Source organism: Pseudoalteromonas apostichopi, assembly GCF_030297135.1.
Taxonomy (GTDB): domain Bacteria; phylum Pseudomonadota; class Gammaproteobacteria; order Enterobacterales; family Alteromonadaceae; genus Pseudoalteromonas; species Pseudoalteromonas apostichopi.
Genome location: NZ_AP028065.1, coordinates 687,163 through 704,306, shown reverse-complemented (window position 1 = coordinate 704,306; position 17,144 = coordinate 687,163). Strand labels below are relative to the sequence as shown.

Genomic DNA, 17,144 nt, shown 5'->3' with positions numbered 1-17,144 from the left:
ACCAGAGAGCTTTTGTATGAACTAACAAGCTTTAACATATAATTAAAAAGCCTTTATAAGGAAGTACTTATTTTTGCTATCTTTTATGATTCAAATGGAGTGGCTATGATTATTTATAAATACTGGCAGCAATTAACAAAACTTTGGCAAAAAGCGGCTTTTTTATGGGGGGCTTTTTTTATTTTATTTAATGTATATTGCTTTTTTTGGCGCCATTTAACTGCAGGAGGCCAATATCAGTTTATGGACTCACAGGTTTTTTGGTTCAAAGAGTGGGGGGCTTTATGTGCTTTAAATATTGCATTGGTGGCTTTTGTTGATTTAAAAGGCAGAGTCCGTAATAACGTATTTGTTTTTATTATCGCGTGCACAGTTGCTATTTGTTCATTGGTGATCTTACGTATTTTTATTGATTACTCTTTTTATGGTTATGCAATTGCAGCGTCATTTATCCAGCTTTTACCAAAGTACTTAATAGCGTGTTGCTTAGTTTTGGCGTTGTGGCGATTATGCAGCATGTCGTTTTTGCCACAAGCGAAGCAAGATAAGCCAGAGAAAGGTCCACCTAAGTATATTGAAATAAACCACAAAGGGGTTGTTAAGAGACTTTCTCCAGAATCAATATTATTTATTAAAGCTGCAGGCAACTATGTCGAAATACAAACATTATCTGAATGCTTTTTAAAAAGAGATACCATCAAAAACAGCCAAGCTCACTTGCCTTGCTATGAATTCAAGCAAGTGCATCGCAGCTACCTTGTAAACTTAGCCCACATTGAAGATTTTAATCTTCATAAAGCAAATGCAACTTTACAGATGAAACTAGGGTTTAGCATTCCTGTTAGCAAAACTTTTAAGCCTGCTCTAGCAAATGTATTAAGTGAGTCGAGTGCATTCGTCACAGAATGATGGCTTTCGTCACAATCTTATTTAAAACAAAAGCTTAATCTTTACTATTAAGTCATGAATATAGTTTTTAAGGATAAAGTTCATGACAAAAAAGACACAGAAAACACATAAGATTTTGCACTGGCTAAGTGCGATATTAATTCTGAGCGTACTTGTGTTGGGTTACTACATGACCTGGGTGACTGATTACAGCTTGTATCATTGGCATAAATCAATTGCGGTGCTCATTGCTATCATCTGGTTATTAAGGATAGTTTATAGGCTCTATCAGCCGTTTCAATCTGCCATACAATCGAGCTTAACTAAGTGGCTTCATTTTTATCATTGGGGCTTGCTAATCTTGCTAGCTGTAATGTTACTGTCAGGTGCTTTTTATAGTGGTTTTGGCGGTTTTGGTATTGCTGTTTTTTCGTGGCAATTAATTGCTAGTAATTACAATGAAACGGGTCAGGCCGTTGCGTTTAATGCTTGGTTAAGCGATTTTGGCTGGCAAATTCATATTTTATCTGGCTATTTGTTATCAGCGGCCCTTTCAATCCATATTTTAGCGGCGCTTAAGCATCATTTCATAGATAAAGACGCGACCTTAAAGAGTATGCTTTAAGCGTTTATTTTAATTTGGTTTCGACCGTTATTTTTTGCCGCATAAACGTGTTTAGTTGTAGTCTTATTAATTAGCTCTCAGTCGGCTATGGCTAACAGTTTATGTGGTTACTGCCAATGGCTATGTACGTAATGCAGTAAAACTGCCAAGCAATGGCGATAACTTTACCAGTTACAGCAAAGTGGCTGAGCTGGTAGGGCGTACGTATGTTCATTCGCAGGTAAAAAACATCATTGTTAATGCTTACCAAATGCTCCAGAAATCCCATTCAGATAAACGATACAAATACGCTGAAACGGGCTTAGAAAATGGCAGTAAACTTAACTCGCACAAGACCCATCAAAATGGTTTGTCTATTGATTTTATGACATCTGTTGTTAACGAAAAGGGGCAATCCGTTCATTTGCCAACTCTCGTTTTCAATCGTTTTGGCTACGACATTGAATTTTATGAACAAGGCCAGTTTGAACAGTTTAAGGTTGATTACACCGCTTTAGCAGCTCATATTGTTGAGCTGCATACATCGGCAACAGCAAAAGGTTACGATCTTTGGCGGGTGACCTTTGACCCAACCCTGCAGGGCTTTATAAAACCAAGTATGCAGATGATTTAAAAAGCACATCCAGTTTTCGACTAGACCATCTTGGGTACGACATGATGAGCATTACCACGTTGATTTTTTAGTACCGTGTGAAAAATAGTCTTCAATTCATTACGGTTAGATTTGTTTATTAGATTATACGGTTTTAGTGAACAAGCAACTGATAGCTGATAAAGTACGTTGCGCAAAACATGGATGTTTCTACTTGTGCCACTTTTAAGTAAGTCCCCCACGTTTTCTTTAAGAAAAAATAGAATCATGCCTCCGTTTATATTTAACATGCTTAAAGCCTCACTGTGCACATAGCTTAAGCATTTTAATTTAGAATTAACTATTAAATATAGAATTTAAAAATATGAAAAAATTAATACAAATCTTTGCTATTTTATTCTTTGTATCAACTTTAGCTGCTTGTATGACAACTTATAACCCTGTTCCTCAAGGATATCAGGGCGAAACTGCAACTATAGATGACACCTTCAGAACCATGGCAACTAGTACAGGACGGTTCTTTTACTTGAGTAAAGTGAATGGTAAAGATGTCAATAATGCTATTAGGGCAACAAACCAAGCAACTTATGGGCAAGGTATGGTTCTGTCACCTGTTGGGTTTAGTCGAAAAGTACCTGCAGAGGAAATGACACTAACACTAGTAGCGCAGGTCCATCATGCCGCACCTATTAACTATATGTTTAATTCAGGAACGAATTACATTGTTACAGGTGATGTATCTTTTATTCCAGAAGCAGGGCAAAGCTATCTAGTAAAGGGGTATTTGAGTAGTGACTTTTCTTCTGTTTGGCTTGTAAATAGCGCTGGTGAGCAAGTATCTGATGCTGTGGTTTTAAAAGGTGATCCTGATAAGAATGCAGCTGTAATCGCCAAATTAGTTAAGGGTAAAGTTGTACTTCCCGAGCCGCCAAAAACGCAAGCGACTATTAAAAAGCAGGTTGCTATCACAACAGAGTCATTTGATAACCCATTGTTTTTTCTTGAACAGGGGCTAAGCGCGGAAGCTATAATTAAGAAGTTAGGTGAGCCTGATCATATTCGTTATATTGAAAAAGGCTTTTTTAATAACAAGCCTGAAATACAAATATTTCATTTCACAGATCTTGGTAGTGTTCAAATGGTTAAGTCACCTGCTGATGGGCAGTTTTACTCAAAGTTAACTTATAATGTTAATAGCCAAGAGCATTACCAGTTTGTTGATGTAGTGAACCAAGCTGATGGTACCGAAACTCAAATCCTTGGTAAGAAATTTTATAATATCGGTGTTTACAAAGAGCAATACCTAGACGCATTAGCGAATAAACTCTGGCAAAATAAATATAATGTCGATGGGCGTATGTTAGATGGTGTCGCGTACTATTGTAAAATTATTGCCAATGCACAAACGATGCGTTACCAAGCTATGCTAAAAAGCCTTGTTGCAGATAAAGATGTTCCTTCAAAGTTACGTCGTCATTGTAAAGCGGCCAAAAAAGACATAGACAAATTAAAGCTCGCAACTGTTGAACAGTTTGAATTTATGTAGTTTAGATCCAAGCCAATTCACTTAATCAAGTGAATTGGTATTTCAATCATAATAATCACTTAAAACAAACTAAACATCACTGAAGCAATTAATAGTATTGCCATTAGGTAGTTAAATGCTTTTAAGCGCTTTGGGCTGGCAAGCCAGTGTTGCAGCTTTTCGCCAAGTAAAGTCCACGAGCTGACGCATGGCAGGTTAATTAAGCCAAATACGAGGCTTACGATTAACACTGAGGTGAGGTTTTTGTCTGGGGCATACAAACTAACCGCGCTTAATGCCATTGCCCACGCTTTTGGGTTCACCCATTGAAATAGTGCAGCCTGAATAAAAGTAAACGGCTTACTTTCACTACTGGCTTTTTGTTGTGCGTTACTTGTGGCAATTTTAAACGCCAGATATAGCAAGTAAGCAATGCAAAATACCTTTAATATCAAATAGCTTGGAGGGAATAAGTCAAATAGCTGCATGATGCCAAGGCCCACCAAAACCAGCATCAACATAAAGCCAAGCGTCACGCCAAGTAAGTGCGGTGTGGTTCTTTTGAAGCCAAAGTTAGCACCTGAGCTCATCAACATTAAGTTATTTGGACCAGGGGTAATTGATGACACCAAAGCAAACAATGCCAAGGCTGTTAAAATTTCAAAACTCATCGCTATCTCTCCATTTTAATTTAAATGCAATTATAAGTTGTAATGTGCGCAATTGTTGCGCTTAATGTTGTTATTGATATTTGAAATTCACAATCAAAAATGAAAAAAGACAAAATTAACGATAGAATATTGCGTGAGCTTAAGAGCAATGGCCGAATTGCCAATGCAGAACTGGCAGAAAAAGTGGGTTTATCGCCATCAGCATGCCTTCGTAGAGTGCAAGAATTAGAAAAGCTTGGGGTTATTGCGGGGTATCGAGCGGTTATTAATAATCAGGCTGTTGGCCTAGGATTTATCGCTTATGTTGGGGTTGGTTTAAATGAGCACTCAACAATATCTCAGCGAGCATTCGAACAAGCTCTTGAGTTTATTGATGAAGTAAAAGAGTGCCACAATGTAACTGGCTCGTTTGAATATTTGCTGAGAATTGAAACAGCAGATCTTAAGTCCTATAAAGCGTTTCATGCTGATGTACTTGGCTCTATCCCACAAGTAAGAACCATTACAACTCATGTAGTGATGGAATCACCCAAGGATGAACGCGCTTAATATAGAGTTTGTACCTTTTTTTTGTTATTAATTTATTGCGAGCTACCAGGCCTTAGTCTAGAATCTTCGCGTTAAAATAATAATTTATAAGGAAATTAAGTGAAAACGTTAAAGCCTCTTTTGGCGTTTATAGCTTTAGGTTTATTAGCTGGCTGTCAATCTACAACCGAAACAGGTGTATCGATGGCCCGCTTTGAGAGCCCCGAGATCAACAGTGACCCCTTTCATTTTCGTGCAACCGTTGGTTCTGATACAAGCAAGATTATTGCTAAAGATACCAGTGAGAGCACATCAACGAGTACCGCGTTAACTACTTCGATGAGTATGACCTTAGGTTATTCGACGGAGCTTAGCCTAGGTGCAGGTATTGGCGGCGATCATGATTATGAAAAATACGCTATTAAGCATCAGTTTTATGGCAGCCCTTTAGAGTCTGCCGCCGAGAAAAACCTCTCTATGGCGGTTAGCCTTGGCTATATTCGCAGTAAAGATGCGGGGTATGGTCCACTATTAGCGGGTAATTATGATGACGATACCTATGATTGGGATTTGTCGCACGATACTTATGATATTGCACTTATTTCAGGTTACCGTTTAAGTTCAAAAGCCTTGTTATATGGCAGTGTCTTTTATCAAAAAGGCTCTATCGATGTTGATTATACGCAGATGTATTATCTTGCCAGCGAAGAAGGGGCTATGTTAACTCGAGCATGTAGTGATACGCCAGAGCAATGCCTTGATTTTAGCGCTGATTACGACGGCCACAATGCCGGTGTCAGCATTGCTCTTGAGTATGCATTCACACATTGGTTCGCCATTACAGGTGAGGCGGTCTATAAATCGATGAATTGGTTTGATCGTAGTGAAAGTGAGACTGCAGCAAATGTAAACTTTGAATTTAGGTTCTAGGTTCGGCTGTTCGAGAAAAAGGCATTAGCAATGGCTAGTGCCTTTTTTGTTTAACGGGCAGTTAGCGCAATAATCTGCGGCTACAAGTTGGTAGTGTAAGCAGCAGGTTTTACGCATAAATGTTAGCTTATTGTTTTGATCACTAAAGCGATGTTTACCACATAGCTTTTGCCAAGTTTGAAAACGCTTTGCTATAAATTTTATCGATTTGTCTGGCCAGCAAGCTATTAATGCTGCGTGGAAAGTATCACTTTGTAAACGTTTTAATAATCCTTCATTTAGCCTGTACTGCAATGGCACGTTATTATACCAAGCTTGCTGGTGGTCAATTAAGTGATTGGCTGCCAGTTCAATCAAATCTGCATTATTAAAAGGGTCTTGTTGAGCCATGATATTTAAATTAGCCAAACCATAAATATGTGAGCCCGTTATCCGCTGCTTAATATTGACCAGATCAGGAATGCAACCAAGGTGCTCTACACAGGCTACTAATAAGTAAATAACTTGCCAGTTCAGTTGTAAGTAGAGATTGATTGCGACATATCCCTCAGTAACATTTGCTCCTCTTAATTTTATAGCGTTAGCCAAATAGGTTAATTGCTTGCTAGTTAAACATTGACTGCTAAACCATTGTTCATCGTTTGTTGGAGTTAAGAACGTCAGCAGTGAGCACTGCTGACGTAAGGCTAACTCAAGATTATTATGCTGTTGTGTTTGTAAGTGCATATTGCGCCAAAGGGTTTTGCAAATCACCTGCATACTGCAAGCTTGAAGCTGGGTCGGTAATATCAACCATTTGTTGATTGTTACGCAGCTGTAAGCGGTTTAAGCAAGACAATGGGAATGACTCAGCAAATAAATCATGCTCAGCAAACTTGTCTTTGAGTGAAGGATGATTCGCCTGATACTGAACAATTGTATCGGCGACGGCTTGCCAAAATTGTTGTTCGGTCAGTAGGCCATCAGTTACTAAAATTGCCGAAAGGTAGCGGAAGAAGCAATCGAAAATGTCAGTAAAAATAGACAACACGGCAACGCCTTCTGGAATGGTTACCTTAATCCGCTTTATTTCATCATTCAGCTCAATGTTACTATTTAATAAGGCAATTTCTTCACCAATGTCTTTAATGAATACGCCTACCGGAACATGATTGTTAAATCGAACTATGAGGTTTTCACCATGTGGCATAAAGACTAAATCATACTGATAAAAACAATGTAGCAATGGTGTCATATAAGCCTGTAAGTAGTGGGCTAGCCACTGCTCAGCACTTAGCCCCGATTTGGCAATTTTAGCACTCACAAATGATCGGCCTTCGCTATCGATATGAAGCAGACTTGCCATAGTGGCAAGGCTTTCATTCTCGTCCATGTATTGAGCGGGATTTTCACGCCAAAGAGCCGCCATCATTTTCTTATAAGGGTTATCGCCAAGCGCAGGATGAGTGTAATACTGCTCATCAAAGCCAAGGGTTGCGACTTCTCTTAAAGGTTGAAACTTCAGTGATTTTAAATAGCTATCTTGGTTTACTAAGTCGAACAACCATTGATTTATTGCCGGAGTTACTTTCATATAGGCGCTCGATAAGCCCCGCATAAAGCCCATATTTAAAATCGATAAGGCGGTTTTAACATAGCATTTGTGTGGTTTGCTGATGTTATATAGGGTACGAATTGATTGCTGCGGTAAATAACTATCTTGCGAGTAGCCTAAGCACACAATGTGTTTTTGCGAGATATGATAGCTATAAACATGGACTAATTTGTTGAACCACTGCCATGGGTGCATAGGAAATAACAGATAGTCACTTGGCTTTAAACCTTGCTCAGTTAGTGCTTTTTCAAAGCGCAAACGCTCAGCTACATCAAGCTCATCGGCTATCAAGCTCTCGTATTTATAATCATCGGTACTTTTAAAGGTGGTATGCTGTTTGTGGCACGCAAGCCATATTATTTGAAATGGGTTTGCGGCTTCTGGGGTATATTGGTGAAAATCTTGTGAGTTAAAACCAATGCGGCCATTGTTGGCAATAAAGCTTGGGTGACCCATGGTCATTTGGGTTTCGATCAGCTGAAAATCTGCGTCTGCTAATTGCTGAGCGTTATAGCGATTATTTTTAAATTTAAATGCAAATCCACTGAGTGTGCTCGCGAGTTCTTCGAGATAGGTGCCAAGCATTGATTTGTCTATGTTTAACTTGTCATTACACTCAAGTACAAACGCGATAGCGTCTAATGGCTGGCTGTGGTTAAGCGCCATTTTAGTAATGCTATTTGGATCTACTTGTAGGTGATTAAGCAGCATTGATTCACCTTTAAACTGATAGCTTTGCCCACCCATGGTATGCAACACGTAATGGTTTGGTTTTTCACTGTCGTAGCTAAATAGTCGTTCGTGATAAAACTCACTGAGCATTTTGGCAATCAGTAAACGGTTTGCGTATTGCCACGCTTGTTGGTCTAGATGTGAGCTACTGCAAGATGGCGTTGCTTGTTGCACTGCGGGACCTTGCTGTGAAGTGTCGAAGCGAGACGAAAGGTGCTGTAAGTAATTAAAGTGATCTTTTTCTAAACTACCAAGTAATGCGGTTTTCTCACCTAAATTTATAACTTTATGATGGCTGAAACCTGCCTTTAAGTTAAGGTGGTGAATTTTATGATTGGCTATATCTGGCTCCACAATCACTCGCTCACATGAGAGAGTATTAAACATAAACTCTAACACCGACTGCATAACAGCAAGGCTAAACCCCGCCACAGAGAACTGCTTTGGAGCGAGTAAAATATGCATGCCTAAATCGCCATTTTTAAGCGCTAGGTGGTTCTCAAGTTTTAGTATTTGTGGTTTGTAAATCTCAATTAAAGCAATCGGTGTTTGGTTTATTTCAAGCAAATAGGCTTGTTGAGCCTCATCTTTATTGAGTGTTGTATAAAATTCTAAAATTTCTTCGGGTGAATGTTCCATTGCTCCCCAAAACTGAGCTTGAGAATGTTTAAGCCAAGGGGTAATCGTTGTTAGATCGTGTTCAGGGCTTAATGTTCTGATTTTTACATCACCAAGCAAAGCATGCTTGATATGAGTTTCAATGATGTTTTTCATAGTCGTGTTCTCTTAAAAATTAATAACTGTGAATAGGGTCTGTTGAGGTATGTTTGTTGCGTAAAAAAAGCAGATAAAACAAACATAAAGTGATGGCAAAGCCGACAGAGCCCGTCAGTAGTGGCGTGTTAAGTTCAAAGCGAGATACTAAATCTCCCGCTAAAAATGAGGCGCAGATGACGCCGATATTTTGCATAAAATGAAGCTTGGCAAAGTCGCTTGAGTAAAAACGTGGTTCGCTCATTGCAAACAACATGACTTGTAGACGTACGGTCAGTAAAAATAGCCCAATAGCAAATACAACACGGCCGAACACAAGCAATTGCCAGTGTGAGCTAAGTTGTATAAATAGGCCGATACTGCTTAATACAAGTGCATATGCGATTGTTTTACTGTGCTTATTGGTTGCGGCTTTGTTTTTGGTTGTAATCAAAATGACAAGCGCAACCCAAGCAGGGATTGCAAACACAGCACCAGCTAAAAGTGCATTACTGAATTCGCTTACTTGTTGCCAAAGTAACGTAAAGTATGGCGTTGCTAAGAACATGCTGAAGTACACGCCCATAGATATAACCCCTAAGCGAATGATGTAGCTAGGGAAACGCTGTCGTTTTACTGATGATGCGGTTAATTCCCGTGGCTTGTAGCTTACATTCAATAAGTAAATTAAATACAAGCAGAGCATAACCTGTAAGCAGTCACCTGCAGCCATCACTAAATATAAAAAGCGCGGCTCAATACTTTGGATGATCAAGCCACCTAATAAAGCACCGCCAATACCGCCAAAGTGTAAAAGCACGCTAAATAAAGCAACGACACCGAGGTGCTGTTGTTTTTCTTCGATACTTAGAACAAAGGGATAAATAAGCAGGTAACTTGCTTTAAATATCAGCATGAGCTGTGATAGCAGCCAAAAGCTCCATACGTTTTCGCTGTAAAAGCACGCAACACCCAATAGCCCTGCAATTATTTGGGTGATCACCCATAAATACAGTTCGTGCACGTGCTGCGCTATTTTCGCCCATACAGGGAAAGCACACATCACGGTGATGCAGCAAACAGCGATATAGGCACCAATGTGATTACTTGATTGCAAACCAAATTGGGCACTAAAAAACTGCGGGTAAAAGGGCAAAATCATGGTGTCGCAAACAACAGAAATAATCGTCAGCAGCACTAAGCTTGATTTTAATGCGGGTCGTTTCATGCTATTTGCTTCTGTTTTTCGTTGACAACATCGGGTAAACCAAACTCTTGAAAGGCAATTTGCGTTTCAACAGGGTAGGGGGCATAACCTAAGATTGAGCGCAGAATATGGCTGTTTCTATAGCAGGCCATGCCTAGATCTGGCGTTACAAAACCATGACTGTGTAGCTCAGCATTTTGTACAAACAACCTTTGCAGCTTGTCGATACTATAATTTCGCTCAACAGCAAAGCACCCGTTATCTAGCCAATTTATTTCGCTCATTAAGCCACTTAGAAAATCGGGTAGCTGATAACTAAAGCCCGTAGCCATGATGACCTGATTACTATGTAAGCTAAATTCAGCCTGCTGTTCACTGTGTCTAAAAACTAACTTACTGCCTTGTTTTTTAATGAGCTCGCTGTTGGTCAATAACCTTGCGCGGTTTACCCCTTGAATATCAAGTTGATAGAGCTGATCATAAATCTGATTAATTAACTCTGAGTTGATGCCTTTGTATAAATTACGTTGCTTGGCTAGTAACTCCTGTTTGGTGGTCTGTTCTAGGTTATAAAAGTAATCAACATATTCAGGAGAGGTCATTTCTAGCGTGAGTTTCGTGTATTCAAGAGGAAAGAAACGCGGCGCTCGCGTTACCCAATTGAGTTGGTAGTTATGCTGTTTAATGTCACACAACAAATCATAAAATACTTCAGCAGCACTTTGCCCTGAGCCAATCACAGTGATGCTCTTGCTATTTACTAATTCATCCCGTTTATACAAATATTCAGTGGCATGGCAGAGCTGTGTATCTTCAGCCTGAACAGCGGGTGGATAATAAGGCGAGGGACCCGTGCCCAGTACCAAGTGACGACAATAAAGCGTTTTAGTTTGCTTTGCTGATTCGACAGTGAGTACATAGAGCTGCTTGGTGTGATCAAATTGGCTATGAATGACTTTATGACCAAATTGTATGTTACTTAATTGGCTTGCTGCCCATTGGCAATACTGGTTGTATTGCTCGCGCAGTAAAAAGAAACTTTCTCGAATATAAAACTGATACAGCTTACCTTGTTGTTTCGCATAGTTTAAAAAGCTGTATGGATTAGTGGGATCTGCCAATGTAACTAAATCTGACATAAACGGTGTTTGTAATGTAACGCCATCGAGCATCAGCCCTGGATGCCAATTAAATTCATCACGTTGTTCTAAAAATAACGAATCAAGTTTTTCAATTGGCTCAGCTAAACATGCCAAACTGAGGTTAAACGGACCAAGACCTACAGCAATTAAATCGTATACTTTATTCATAGCTAGTTTCCTCTACTTTTAGACGTGCCTTGATGCTGTAGGCGCAGGCTTTAATATCAGCTGCAATACTTTTAATGTCTTCAATCTGTGTATTTGGGTTAAGTAACGTGAACTTTAAGTAGTTGATGCCTCTGAATTTGGTGCGAGCAATGGCACACTCACCTTGTTTGAATAGCTCATCTTTAATTTGATAATTAAGCAGGTTTAATTGCTCATCACTGAGGTTTTTATCGTTAAAGCGAAACACTAAGGTACTCAGTTCAGGTTGATGAATTAGCTCAAATTCAGAGTCTTGTTTGAGTGCCACATAACTACTACGGGCTAATGCCATAACAGAAGAAAACACTTTGCCAATCTGTTCGTGGCCCATAATGCGTAAAGTTAGCCAAAGTTTTAAGGCATCAAAACGGCGAGTAGTTTGAATGCTTTTATCAACAAGGTTTGGCGCTGCTTGTGGGTTGTCGTTAAACGGATTTAAATAATCAGCATGATGAGTTAAATGTTTAAATTGTTTTTTATCAGCAACAATAAATGCACTGCTACTGACAGGTTGTAAGAATGATTTGTGGTAATCTAACGTCACCGAGTCAGCCTGTTCAATGCCATTGAGTAAGTGACGGTGATCATCAGCGGCAAGTAGTCCACAGCCATAGGCTGCATCGACATGAAGCCATAAATTATCAGCTGTGCAACGCGTTTTTAGCTTATCGATAGGGTCTATTGAACCAAAGTCAGTTGTGCCTGCGGTAGCAACAAGCGCTATCGGAATATTGCCTTGTGCTTTGCATTCATCAATTGCTGCATCAAGTGCGGCTAGGTCTATTTTAAACTCTTTATCAACAGCAACAGGAACAACCGCGTTATAGCCAAGGCCCAGTAAAGCGGCTGACTTTTGAATACTAAAATGGCTGACTTCAGAGCAAAAAATACGGTAGCGATGAGCATCTGGACCTAAACCAAAATCGCGAATAAGGTGCCCTGATAAGCGCTCTGCTGCATGGTCTCTAGCAAGCAACAATGCCATTAAATTAGATTGACTGCCGCCACTTGTGAATATGCCATCGGCAGCAGCACTTAAGCCAATGCGTTCGATACTCCAGTCAATTAACTTTTGCTCAATGAGCGTCCCGCCAGCACTTTGGTCCCAGGTGTCTAACGAAGAATTTATAGCAGTTAATAACTGTTCGGCTATCACCGCGGGGTAAGCAACGGGGCAGTTTAGATGGGCAACATATTTTGGATGATGAAAGTAGACAGCATGATCTAAATACAACGATTTTACTTCATTTAGCGCTTGCTCAACGTTATTGAGAGGTTGATTTAGTTCTACTCTGGCTATTTGTTTACTGAGCTCTTTGTGGCAGACGCCAGAATGAACTTGTTTTGCAGAACGCAGCGCTTGATGGATGAGCGACATTGTTTGCATTGAAGCCATCTCATATTTGAGTAAATTATTTTCGTTAAAAATAAACGCATGGGGCTGTTCATCAACGTTTATTGATGAATGAGCATTAAGCACGGGGGCTAATTGATTCACGACTCAATTCCTTCTCGGTTAATTTGAATCGGGATCGTAATGATAGTGATTATCAATATCAATAATAAATTATTAATTTACTTTACAATTTAATTACCTTTTATAAGTTAAAGGTGTTTTATTTTTAAGTTTGTCTAGTAATAAATAATTGTAATTAAGTCATAAATTATAACTAAATTAGTCCCTTTTTTAGGTTCTATTTAGCAGCGTTCTTTTGCTTTTTCGATGAAAATGCTCACAAATAAAAGCAATAAAGCCATCATTTAAGAAAACTATAATAGGTAGGTGAGAGGTTTTAAGAGCTAAGTAAACACACTTTGAGCTGCTATAAAATGCTTAAGCAAAGTGAGGATTCTGCGAATAGTTATTTTAAAAAAGCTGTGTCAAAAAGTGGGTGAGGATTAAATTAATTGAAAATAATGTTGCCATCGCTGTTTGCTAGAATGGCAACAGGAACTTTAGTTTATAAAAATACATAAGCTGCTGGGAGCAGCATACCGCTGATGACTAATACTGAGCGGCTGCCCCATGGGCTATTTTTACCTTTGATCATAAACAAGCCGCTGATCGCTAAAAACAGCAGCAGCCCAGCAAAAATATCAGAAAAAATAACCCACGAAGCGTTTGTCTCGTTTAAGTGTAAGCGGTTAAATGCTTGAATCACATGGCGAGGCTCAATGGCTTCATAGCTTATGATATCTTTATTGAGTTTCAGGCTGAGGTTGTTACCGTTTTTTAAAAACACTTTAAATTCTTGCGGCGACGCCCAATAAGAAGCCTTTACCGGCTCGCTTACATCAGCATGGGAAATAATTTGTTCAATCAGCAACTCGTCATTATCTAATTGCCAAGTTTCATCGCTCACATTGATTTGCTGGTGGCTTACTTGGTAGTTTGGGTTCCAATCATCTTTGTGGTTTACTGCAATGCCAGAAACCGCAAAGATAATCACTAAACCAACACAAAAATAACCAATATCGCGGTGTAAGTTTCTGTTTAACTTAAACCAGTTGATACTTGATTTGTTACTCAATGATTTCAACTCCGCTCGGAACGAGCTGATAAATAGCAATGGCTTCAGTCACTGAATTTGCATCAAAGCTTTCGCCGGCTTGCTGCGCTTTGTGAGCAAGTAGCGCTTTAGTGCGGCCTAGACTAAGCTGAATTTTATCGAGCTTACCGGTTACGATAGCTTTACTGCCTTTAGCCGTCATCGGGAATACCATGTCGCCATCTTCAACTTTGATACGTAAGTTTTCAAAGCGTTTGTCTGATGCAAGCGTCATCCAGCAACCACGTTTTTCGCAAACCCCTGTGATAGTCCCTTCTACAGTAATTGGACTTGCTAGGTAATCGTCTGGCGTGGCCATAACCGTCGAAATTTTAATGAGTTTGTCACTGTCGACTTTACTGCCAAACTGCAAGCTAAAGGCGTGTTGGCTAAAGCTTAAAAGCGCCAATGAGAATGCAATAAATGTTTTTGATTTTAGTAACATAGTTGTTTCTTAGAAATACATTAAGTCTTAGTTTAAGCGGTTTACTTGTATGATAAAAGCATCATGAGATTATAAATTATTCGCAATTATATCAAGCGTAGATCAATTGTTTTTAATGCTGCGGGGTACTATCAGGTATAAGAAGCTTTATGACAATTTCGTGAATATTGTGATAATGTAACTTTTTATCGTTTCATTGCTTTATAATGCCTTTTTTATTTGTATGATAAAGCTGGTTTTTAGCTTGGAGTTAACATGGTTTCACGTCGAGAGTTTTTAGTAGGGGCGGGCACAATAGCCTTTTTAGGATTATCAAAAAGTGCCATAGGTAAGGTGTCGTTAGGAGATTTAAAAACAACGGCTGTCGGCTTTGGCCCGTTAATTCCTGATCCAGATAAATTGCTCGATTTACCAGAGGGCTTTAGTTATCAAGTCGTTTCAAGCCTCGGTGAGAAAATGTCTGATGGATTTACGGTACCTGATAAAGCTGATGGTATGGGCTGCCTAGCACTTGGTAATGACCGCGTCGCATTAGTGCGAAACCATGAGTTAAAACCAAAAGATTTAGCGAAAGCCGAAGCAAGTATTGCCAACCATAAAACGCCCTTGGCTTTTGATACCAACAGTGACGGTGTGGCGTTACCGGGTGGTACAAGTCATATAGTTTATAACTTAAAAACCCATCAAAAAGAGCAAGAATATCTGTCATTGGTCGGCACAATTCGTAACTGCTCTGGTGGTATCACGCCATGGGGTTCGTGGCTTACCTGTGAAGAAACCACTGATACTAAAGCTGATGGATTTAACCAAGACCATGGTTATATTTTTGAAGTACCCGCAAATAGCAAAGGCTTAATCAAACCTGAGCCATTAAAAGCCATGGGTCGATTTAACCATGAAGCGGCTGCTGTTGATCCGCGCACAGGTATTGTTTATCTAACCGAAGACAAAGGTGATAGCGTCTTTTATCGATTTATTCCAAATGAATATGGCAAGCTACACAAAGGCGGGCAATTACAGGCTATGATGGTGAAAGGTAAGCCACAATTTGATAGCCGTAACTGGAATAACAAAGCCATGGTGTTACATCAAGAACTAGAGGTTGAGTGGGTCAATCTAGATAACCCAGAAAGCCCGAAGGATGACTTACGCCTACGCGGTTACAAACAAGGTGCGGCATTATTTGCCCGTGGTGAAGGTATTCACTGGGGTGATAAAGAGCTTTATTTTTGCTGTACCAATGGCGGTAAAAAGCAACTTGGTCAGGTTATGAAATATCAGCCATCAGAGTTTGAAGGCACGGCAAAAGAAGCAGAGCAACCAGGTAAAATCTCGTTGTTTGTCGAAAGTACCAGCAAAACCTTCTACAACTTTGGCGATAACCTTACTGTGTCACCTAATGGTCATTTAATTGTGTGTGAAGACCAATACACTGATGTGGTTGATAATCATCTTCGTGGTGTTACACCGCAAGGCCAAGTTTATAATTTTGCCCGTTTAGTTGCGCAAACCGAGCTGGCAGGTGCCTGTTTCTCACCAGATGGTAGCACTTTGTTTGTGAATGTTTACTCACCTTCAAAAACACTCGCTATAACAGGCCCATGGCATCAGTTTAGTGTTTAGTTAAAGCCTATTTTGAAAAGCTACTGCAAAGTGGCTTTTTTATGACTCTAATTTATCATTAATGAATAATAGAAAACCCTATATGAGTAAGTGCTCATCAGCACAGCCAAAATTAGCGACTTTAAGTATTGAGAGCTTTATTTTTAGCGGCTTTTTTGGCACTGACTTTATGTGCGTGTTTAGCAATCCATTTAGTCATTTTTTTCATTAAAGCGGGTGGAAAGTCATGGCCCATACCGGGCACAACTCTTAATTTGCTGCGCTTTATTAACAGTGCGGTGTTGATACCAGCAGACAATGGCATGACAGGATCAGCACTGCCGTGGATCACTAACGTCGGGGCTTTAATCTTCTTTAAAAGTTGCTCGCGATAGGGTGTTGCGGCAATGGCTGCAAGCTGACGTTTAAAACCTGTTTGATTAGTGTGGGCACGCGCTATATAACGCTCGGCGTTGGCGTATAAAGCGTGTTCATCTTGTGGGTAGGCTGGGCTGCCAATGAGTTGGTTTAGCCTAACATTGTAATCAATCGCGGCTTCCTTATTACTGCTTCGGGGGCGTATTTTTGCGAGCTTTACTAGTAGGTTTATGTTTGAACCCGAAAACGATAAGGGCGAACTACTTGACATAATAGAGGTTAAGCTCAGCACGCGCTTTTTATATTTTGCTGCGGCAATTTGGGCAATCATACCACCCATAGAAGCACCCACTAAATGTGCTTTTTTGATATTAAGAGCATCCATTAACTCTTTTACGTCGCGAGCCATATCATCGAGCGAATAGGGCAGCTTTGCACGAATGGGTAATCGGCGGCTAAGCCAGTGCTTTACAAGACTTGGCTTACCTAACTCATCTAACGATGTGGATAGCCCTGCATCGCGATTATCAAAACGAATAACCCGAAAGCCTTTTTCGACCAAGCCAAAGTAAAGCGACTCTGGCCAAACGGTAAATTGAGCACCTAAGCCAATAATTAAGATGATCACCGGCGCATTTTTATCGCCTTCATCTTGATAACTAATACTGATACCACTGGCTGTAAGGGTATGTTCCATAGGCTGACAAATAAGCTTACGCAGGTATCATCAGCATAGTAGGTGAAGTTGGCAGTTTAGTGACAGTAGGAAAAATAGA

At 39.8% G+C, this 17,144-nt stretch carries 16 protein-coding genes; 7 read left to right on the top strand and 9 right to left on the bottom strand.

Going from position 1 to position 17,144, the window contains the following annotated elements:
• Positions 1–105: 105 nt before the first annotated feature.
• The 4 genes from QUE86_RS03155 to QUE86_RS03140 all read left to right on the top strand — a co-directional run bounded on the left by QUE86_RS03155 (position 106) and on the right by QUE86_RS03140 (position 3,651).
• On the top strand, positions 106–909 hold the full coding sequence (locus tag QUE86_RS03155; RefSeq protein ID WP_250661119.1) for a LytR/AlgR family response regulator transcription factor: 804 nt from the start codon (positions 106–108) through the stop codon (positions 907–909).
• Positions 910–991: 82 nt separating this feature from the next.
• Positions 992–1,513: a cytochrome b gene (locus tag QUE86_RS03150; protein WP_239977397.1), complete on the top strand. Its 522-nt coding sequence runs from the start codon at positions 992–994 to the stop codon at positions 1,511–1,513.
• Between the two features lie 103 nt (positions 1,514–1,616).
• On the top strand, positions 1,617–2,126 hold the full coding sequence (locus QUE86_RS03145) for a penicillin-insensitive murein endopeptidase (RefSeq protein ID WP_286259161.1): 510 nt from the start codon (positions 1,617–1,619) through the stop codon (positions 2,124–2,126).
• Between the two features lie 343 nt (positions 2,127–2,469).
• A complete protein-coding gene (locus QUE86_RS03140) occupies positions 2,470–3,651 on the top strand; it encodes a hypothetical protein (protein WP_286259159.1) in 1,182 nt (393 codons plus the stop codon).
• 59 nt (positions 3,652–3,710) lie between these two features.
• Here the strand turns inward: QUE86_RS03140 and QUE86_RS03135 are convergent, their stop codons facing one another.
• Positions 3,711–4,301, bottom strand: coding sequence for a LysE family translocator (locus QUE86_RS03135; protein WP_055198399.1), 591 nt, complete (start codon positions 4,299–4,301; stop codon positions 3,711–3,713).
• A 99-nt stretch (positions 4,302–4,400) separates the two neighbouring features.
• On the opposite strand from QUE86_RS03135, the gene QUE86_RS03130 reads away from it, so the two are divergent.
• Complete coding sequence (locus tag QUE86_RS03130; RefSeq protein WP_286259153.1) at positions 4,401–4,850, top strand: Lrp/AsnC family transcriptional regulator; 450 nt, start codon at positions 4,401–4,403, stop codon at positions 4,848–4,850.
• A gap of 99 nt (positions 4,851–4,949) precedes the next feature.
• The gene (locus QUE86_RS03125) at positions 4,950–5,759 is read left to right on the top strand and encodes a hypothetical protein (protein ID WP_167658045.1); all 810 of its coding nucleotides are present in this window, start codon (positions 4,950–4,952) and stop codon (positions 5,757–5,759) included.
• A 24-nt stretch (positions 5,760–5,783) separates the two neighbouring features.
• On the opposite strand, the gene QUE86_RS03120 is transcribed toward QUE86_RS03125, so the two are convergent.
• From QUE86_RS03120 to QUE86_RS03090, 7 genes are all read right to left on the bottom strand, one after another.
• Positions 5,784–6,485 carry a (2Fe-2S)-binding protein gene (locus tag QUE86_RS03120; protein ID WP_167658044.1) on the bottom strand — a complete coding sequence of 234 codons (702 nt, stop codon included), beginning with the start codon at positions 6,483–6,485 and terminating at the stop codon, positions 5,784–5,786.
• A complete protein-coding gene (locus QUE86_RS03115; protein ID WP_256854651.1) occupies positions 6,460–8,859 on the bottom strand; it encodes a GNAT family N-acetyltransferase in 2,400 nt (799 codons plus the stop codon). The genes QUE86_RS03120 and QUE86_RS03115 overlap by 26 nt, the downstream gene beginning before the upstream one ends.
• A 19-nt stretch (positions 8,860–8,878) precedes the next feature.
• The gene (locus QUE86_RS03110) at positions 8,879–10,066 is read right to left on the bottom strand and encodes an MFS transporter (RefSeq protein ID WP_167658042.1); all 1,188 of its coding nucleotides are present in this window, start codon (positions 10,064–10,066) and stop codon (positions 8,879–8,881) included.
• Positions 10,063–11,355 (bottom strand): lysine N(6)-hydroxylase/L-ornithine N(5)-oxygenase family protein, encoded by a 1,293-nt coding sequence (locus tag QUE86_RS03105; protein WP_256854650.1) that lies wholly within the window; start codon positions 11,353–11,355, stop codon positions 10,063–10,065. The genes QUE86_RS03110 and QUE86_RS03105 overlap by 4 nt, the downstream gene beginning before the upstream one ends.
• Positions 11,348–12,892 carry a pyridoxal phosphate-dependent decarboxylase family protein gene (locus tag QUE86_RS03100; protein ID WP_250661113.1) on the bottom strand — a complete coding sequence of 515 codons (1,545 nt, stop codon included), beginning with the start codon at positions 12,890–12,892 and terminating at the stop codon, positions 11,348–11,350. Before QUE86_RS03100 ends, QUE86_RS03105 begins: the two co-directional genes overlap by 8 nt.
• Positions 12,893–13,355: 463 nt before the next feature.
• The gene (locus QUE86_RS03095; RefSeq protein ID WP_167658040.1) at positions 13,356–13,925 is read right to left on the bottom strand and encodes a PepSY-associated TM helix domain-containing protein; all 570 of its coding nucleotides are present in this window, start codon (positions 13,923–13,925) and stop codon (positions 13,356–13,358) included.
• Entirely contained in the window at positions 13,918–14,388 is a 471-nt protein-coding gene (locus QUE86_RS03090; RefSeq protein WP_239977406.1) for a DUF4920 domain-containing protein, read from the bottom strand. The genes QUE86_RS03095 and QUE86_RS03090 overlap by 8 nt, the downstream gene beginning before the upstream one ends.
• Positions 14,389–14,643: 255 nt before the next feature.
• On the opposite strand from QUE86_RS03090, the gene QUE86_RS03085 reads away from it, so the two are divergent.
• The gene (locus QUE86_RS03085) at positions 14,644–16,011 is read left to right on the top strand and encodes an alkaline phosphatase PhoX (protein WP_167658038.1); all 1,368 of its coding nucleotides are present in this window, start codon (positions 14,644–14,646) and stop codon (positions 16,009–16,011) included.
• A gap of 121 nt (positions 16,012–16,132) precedes the next feature.
• Here QUE86_RS03085 and QUE86_RS03080 read toward each other — a convergent pair whose 3' ends face one another.
• A complete protein-coding gene (locus QUE86_RS03080) occupies positions 16,133–17,065 on the bottom strand; it encodes an alpha/beta fold hydrolase (protein ID WP_130050914.1) in 933 nt (310 codons plus the stop codon).
• Positions 17,066–17,144 lie beyond the last annotated feature (79 nt).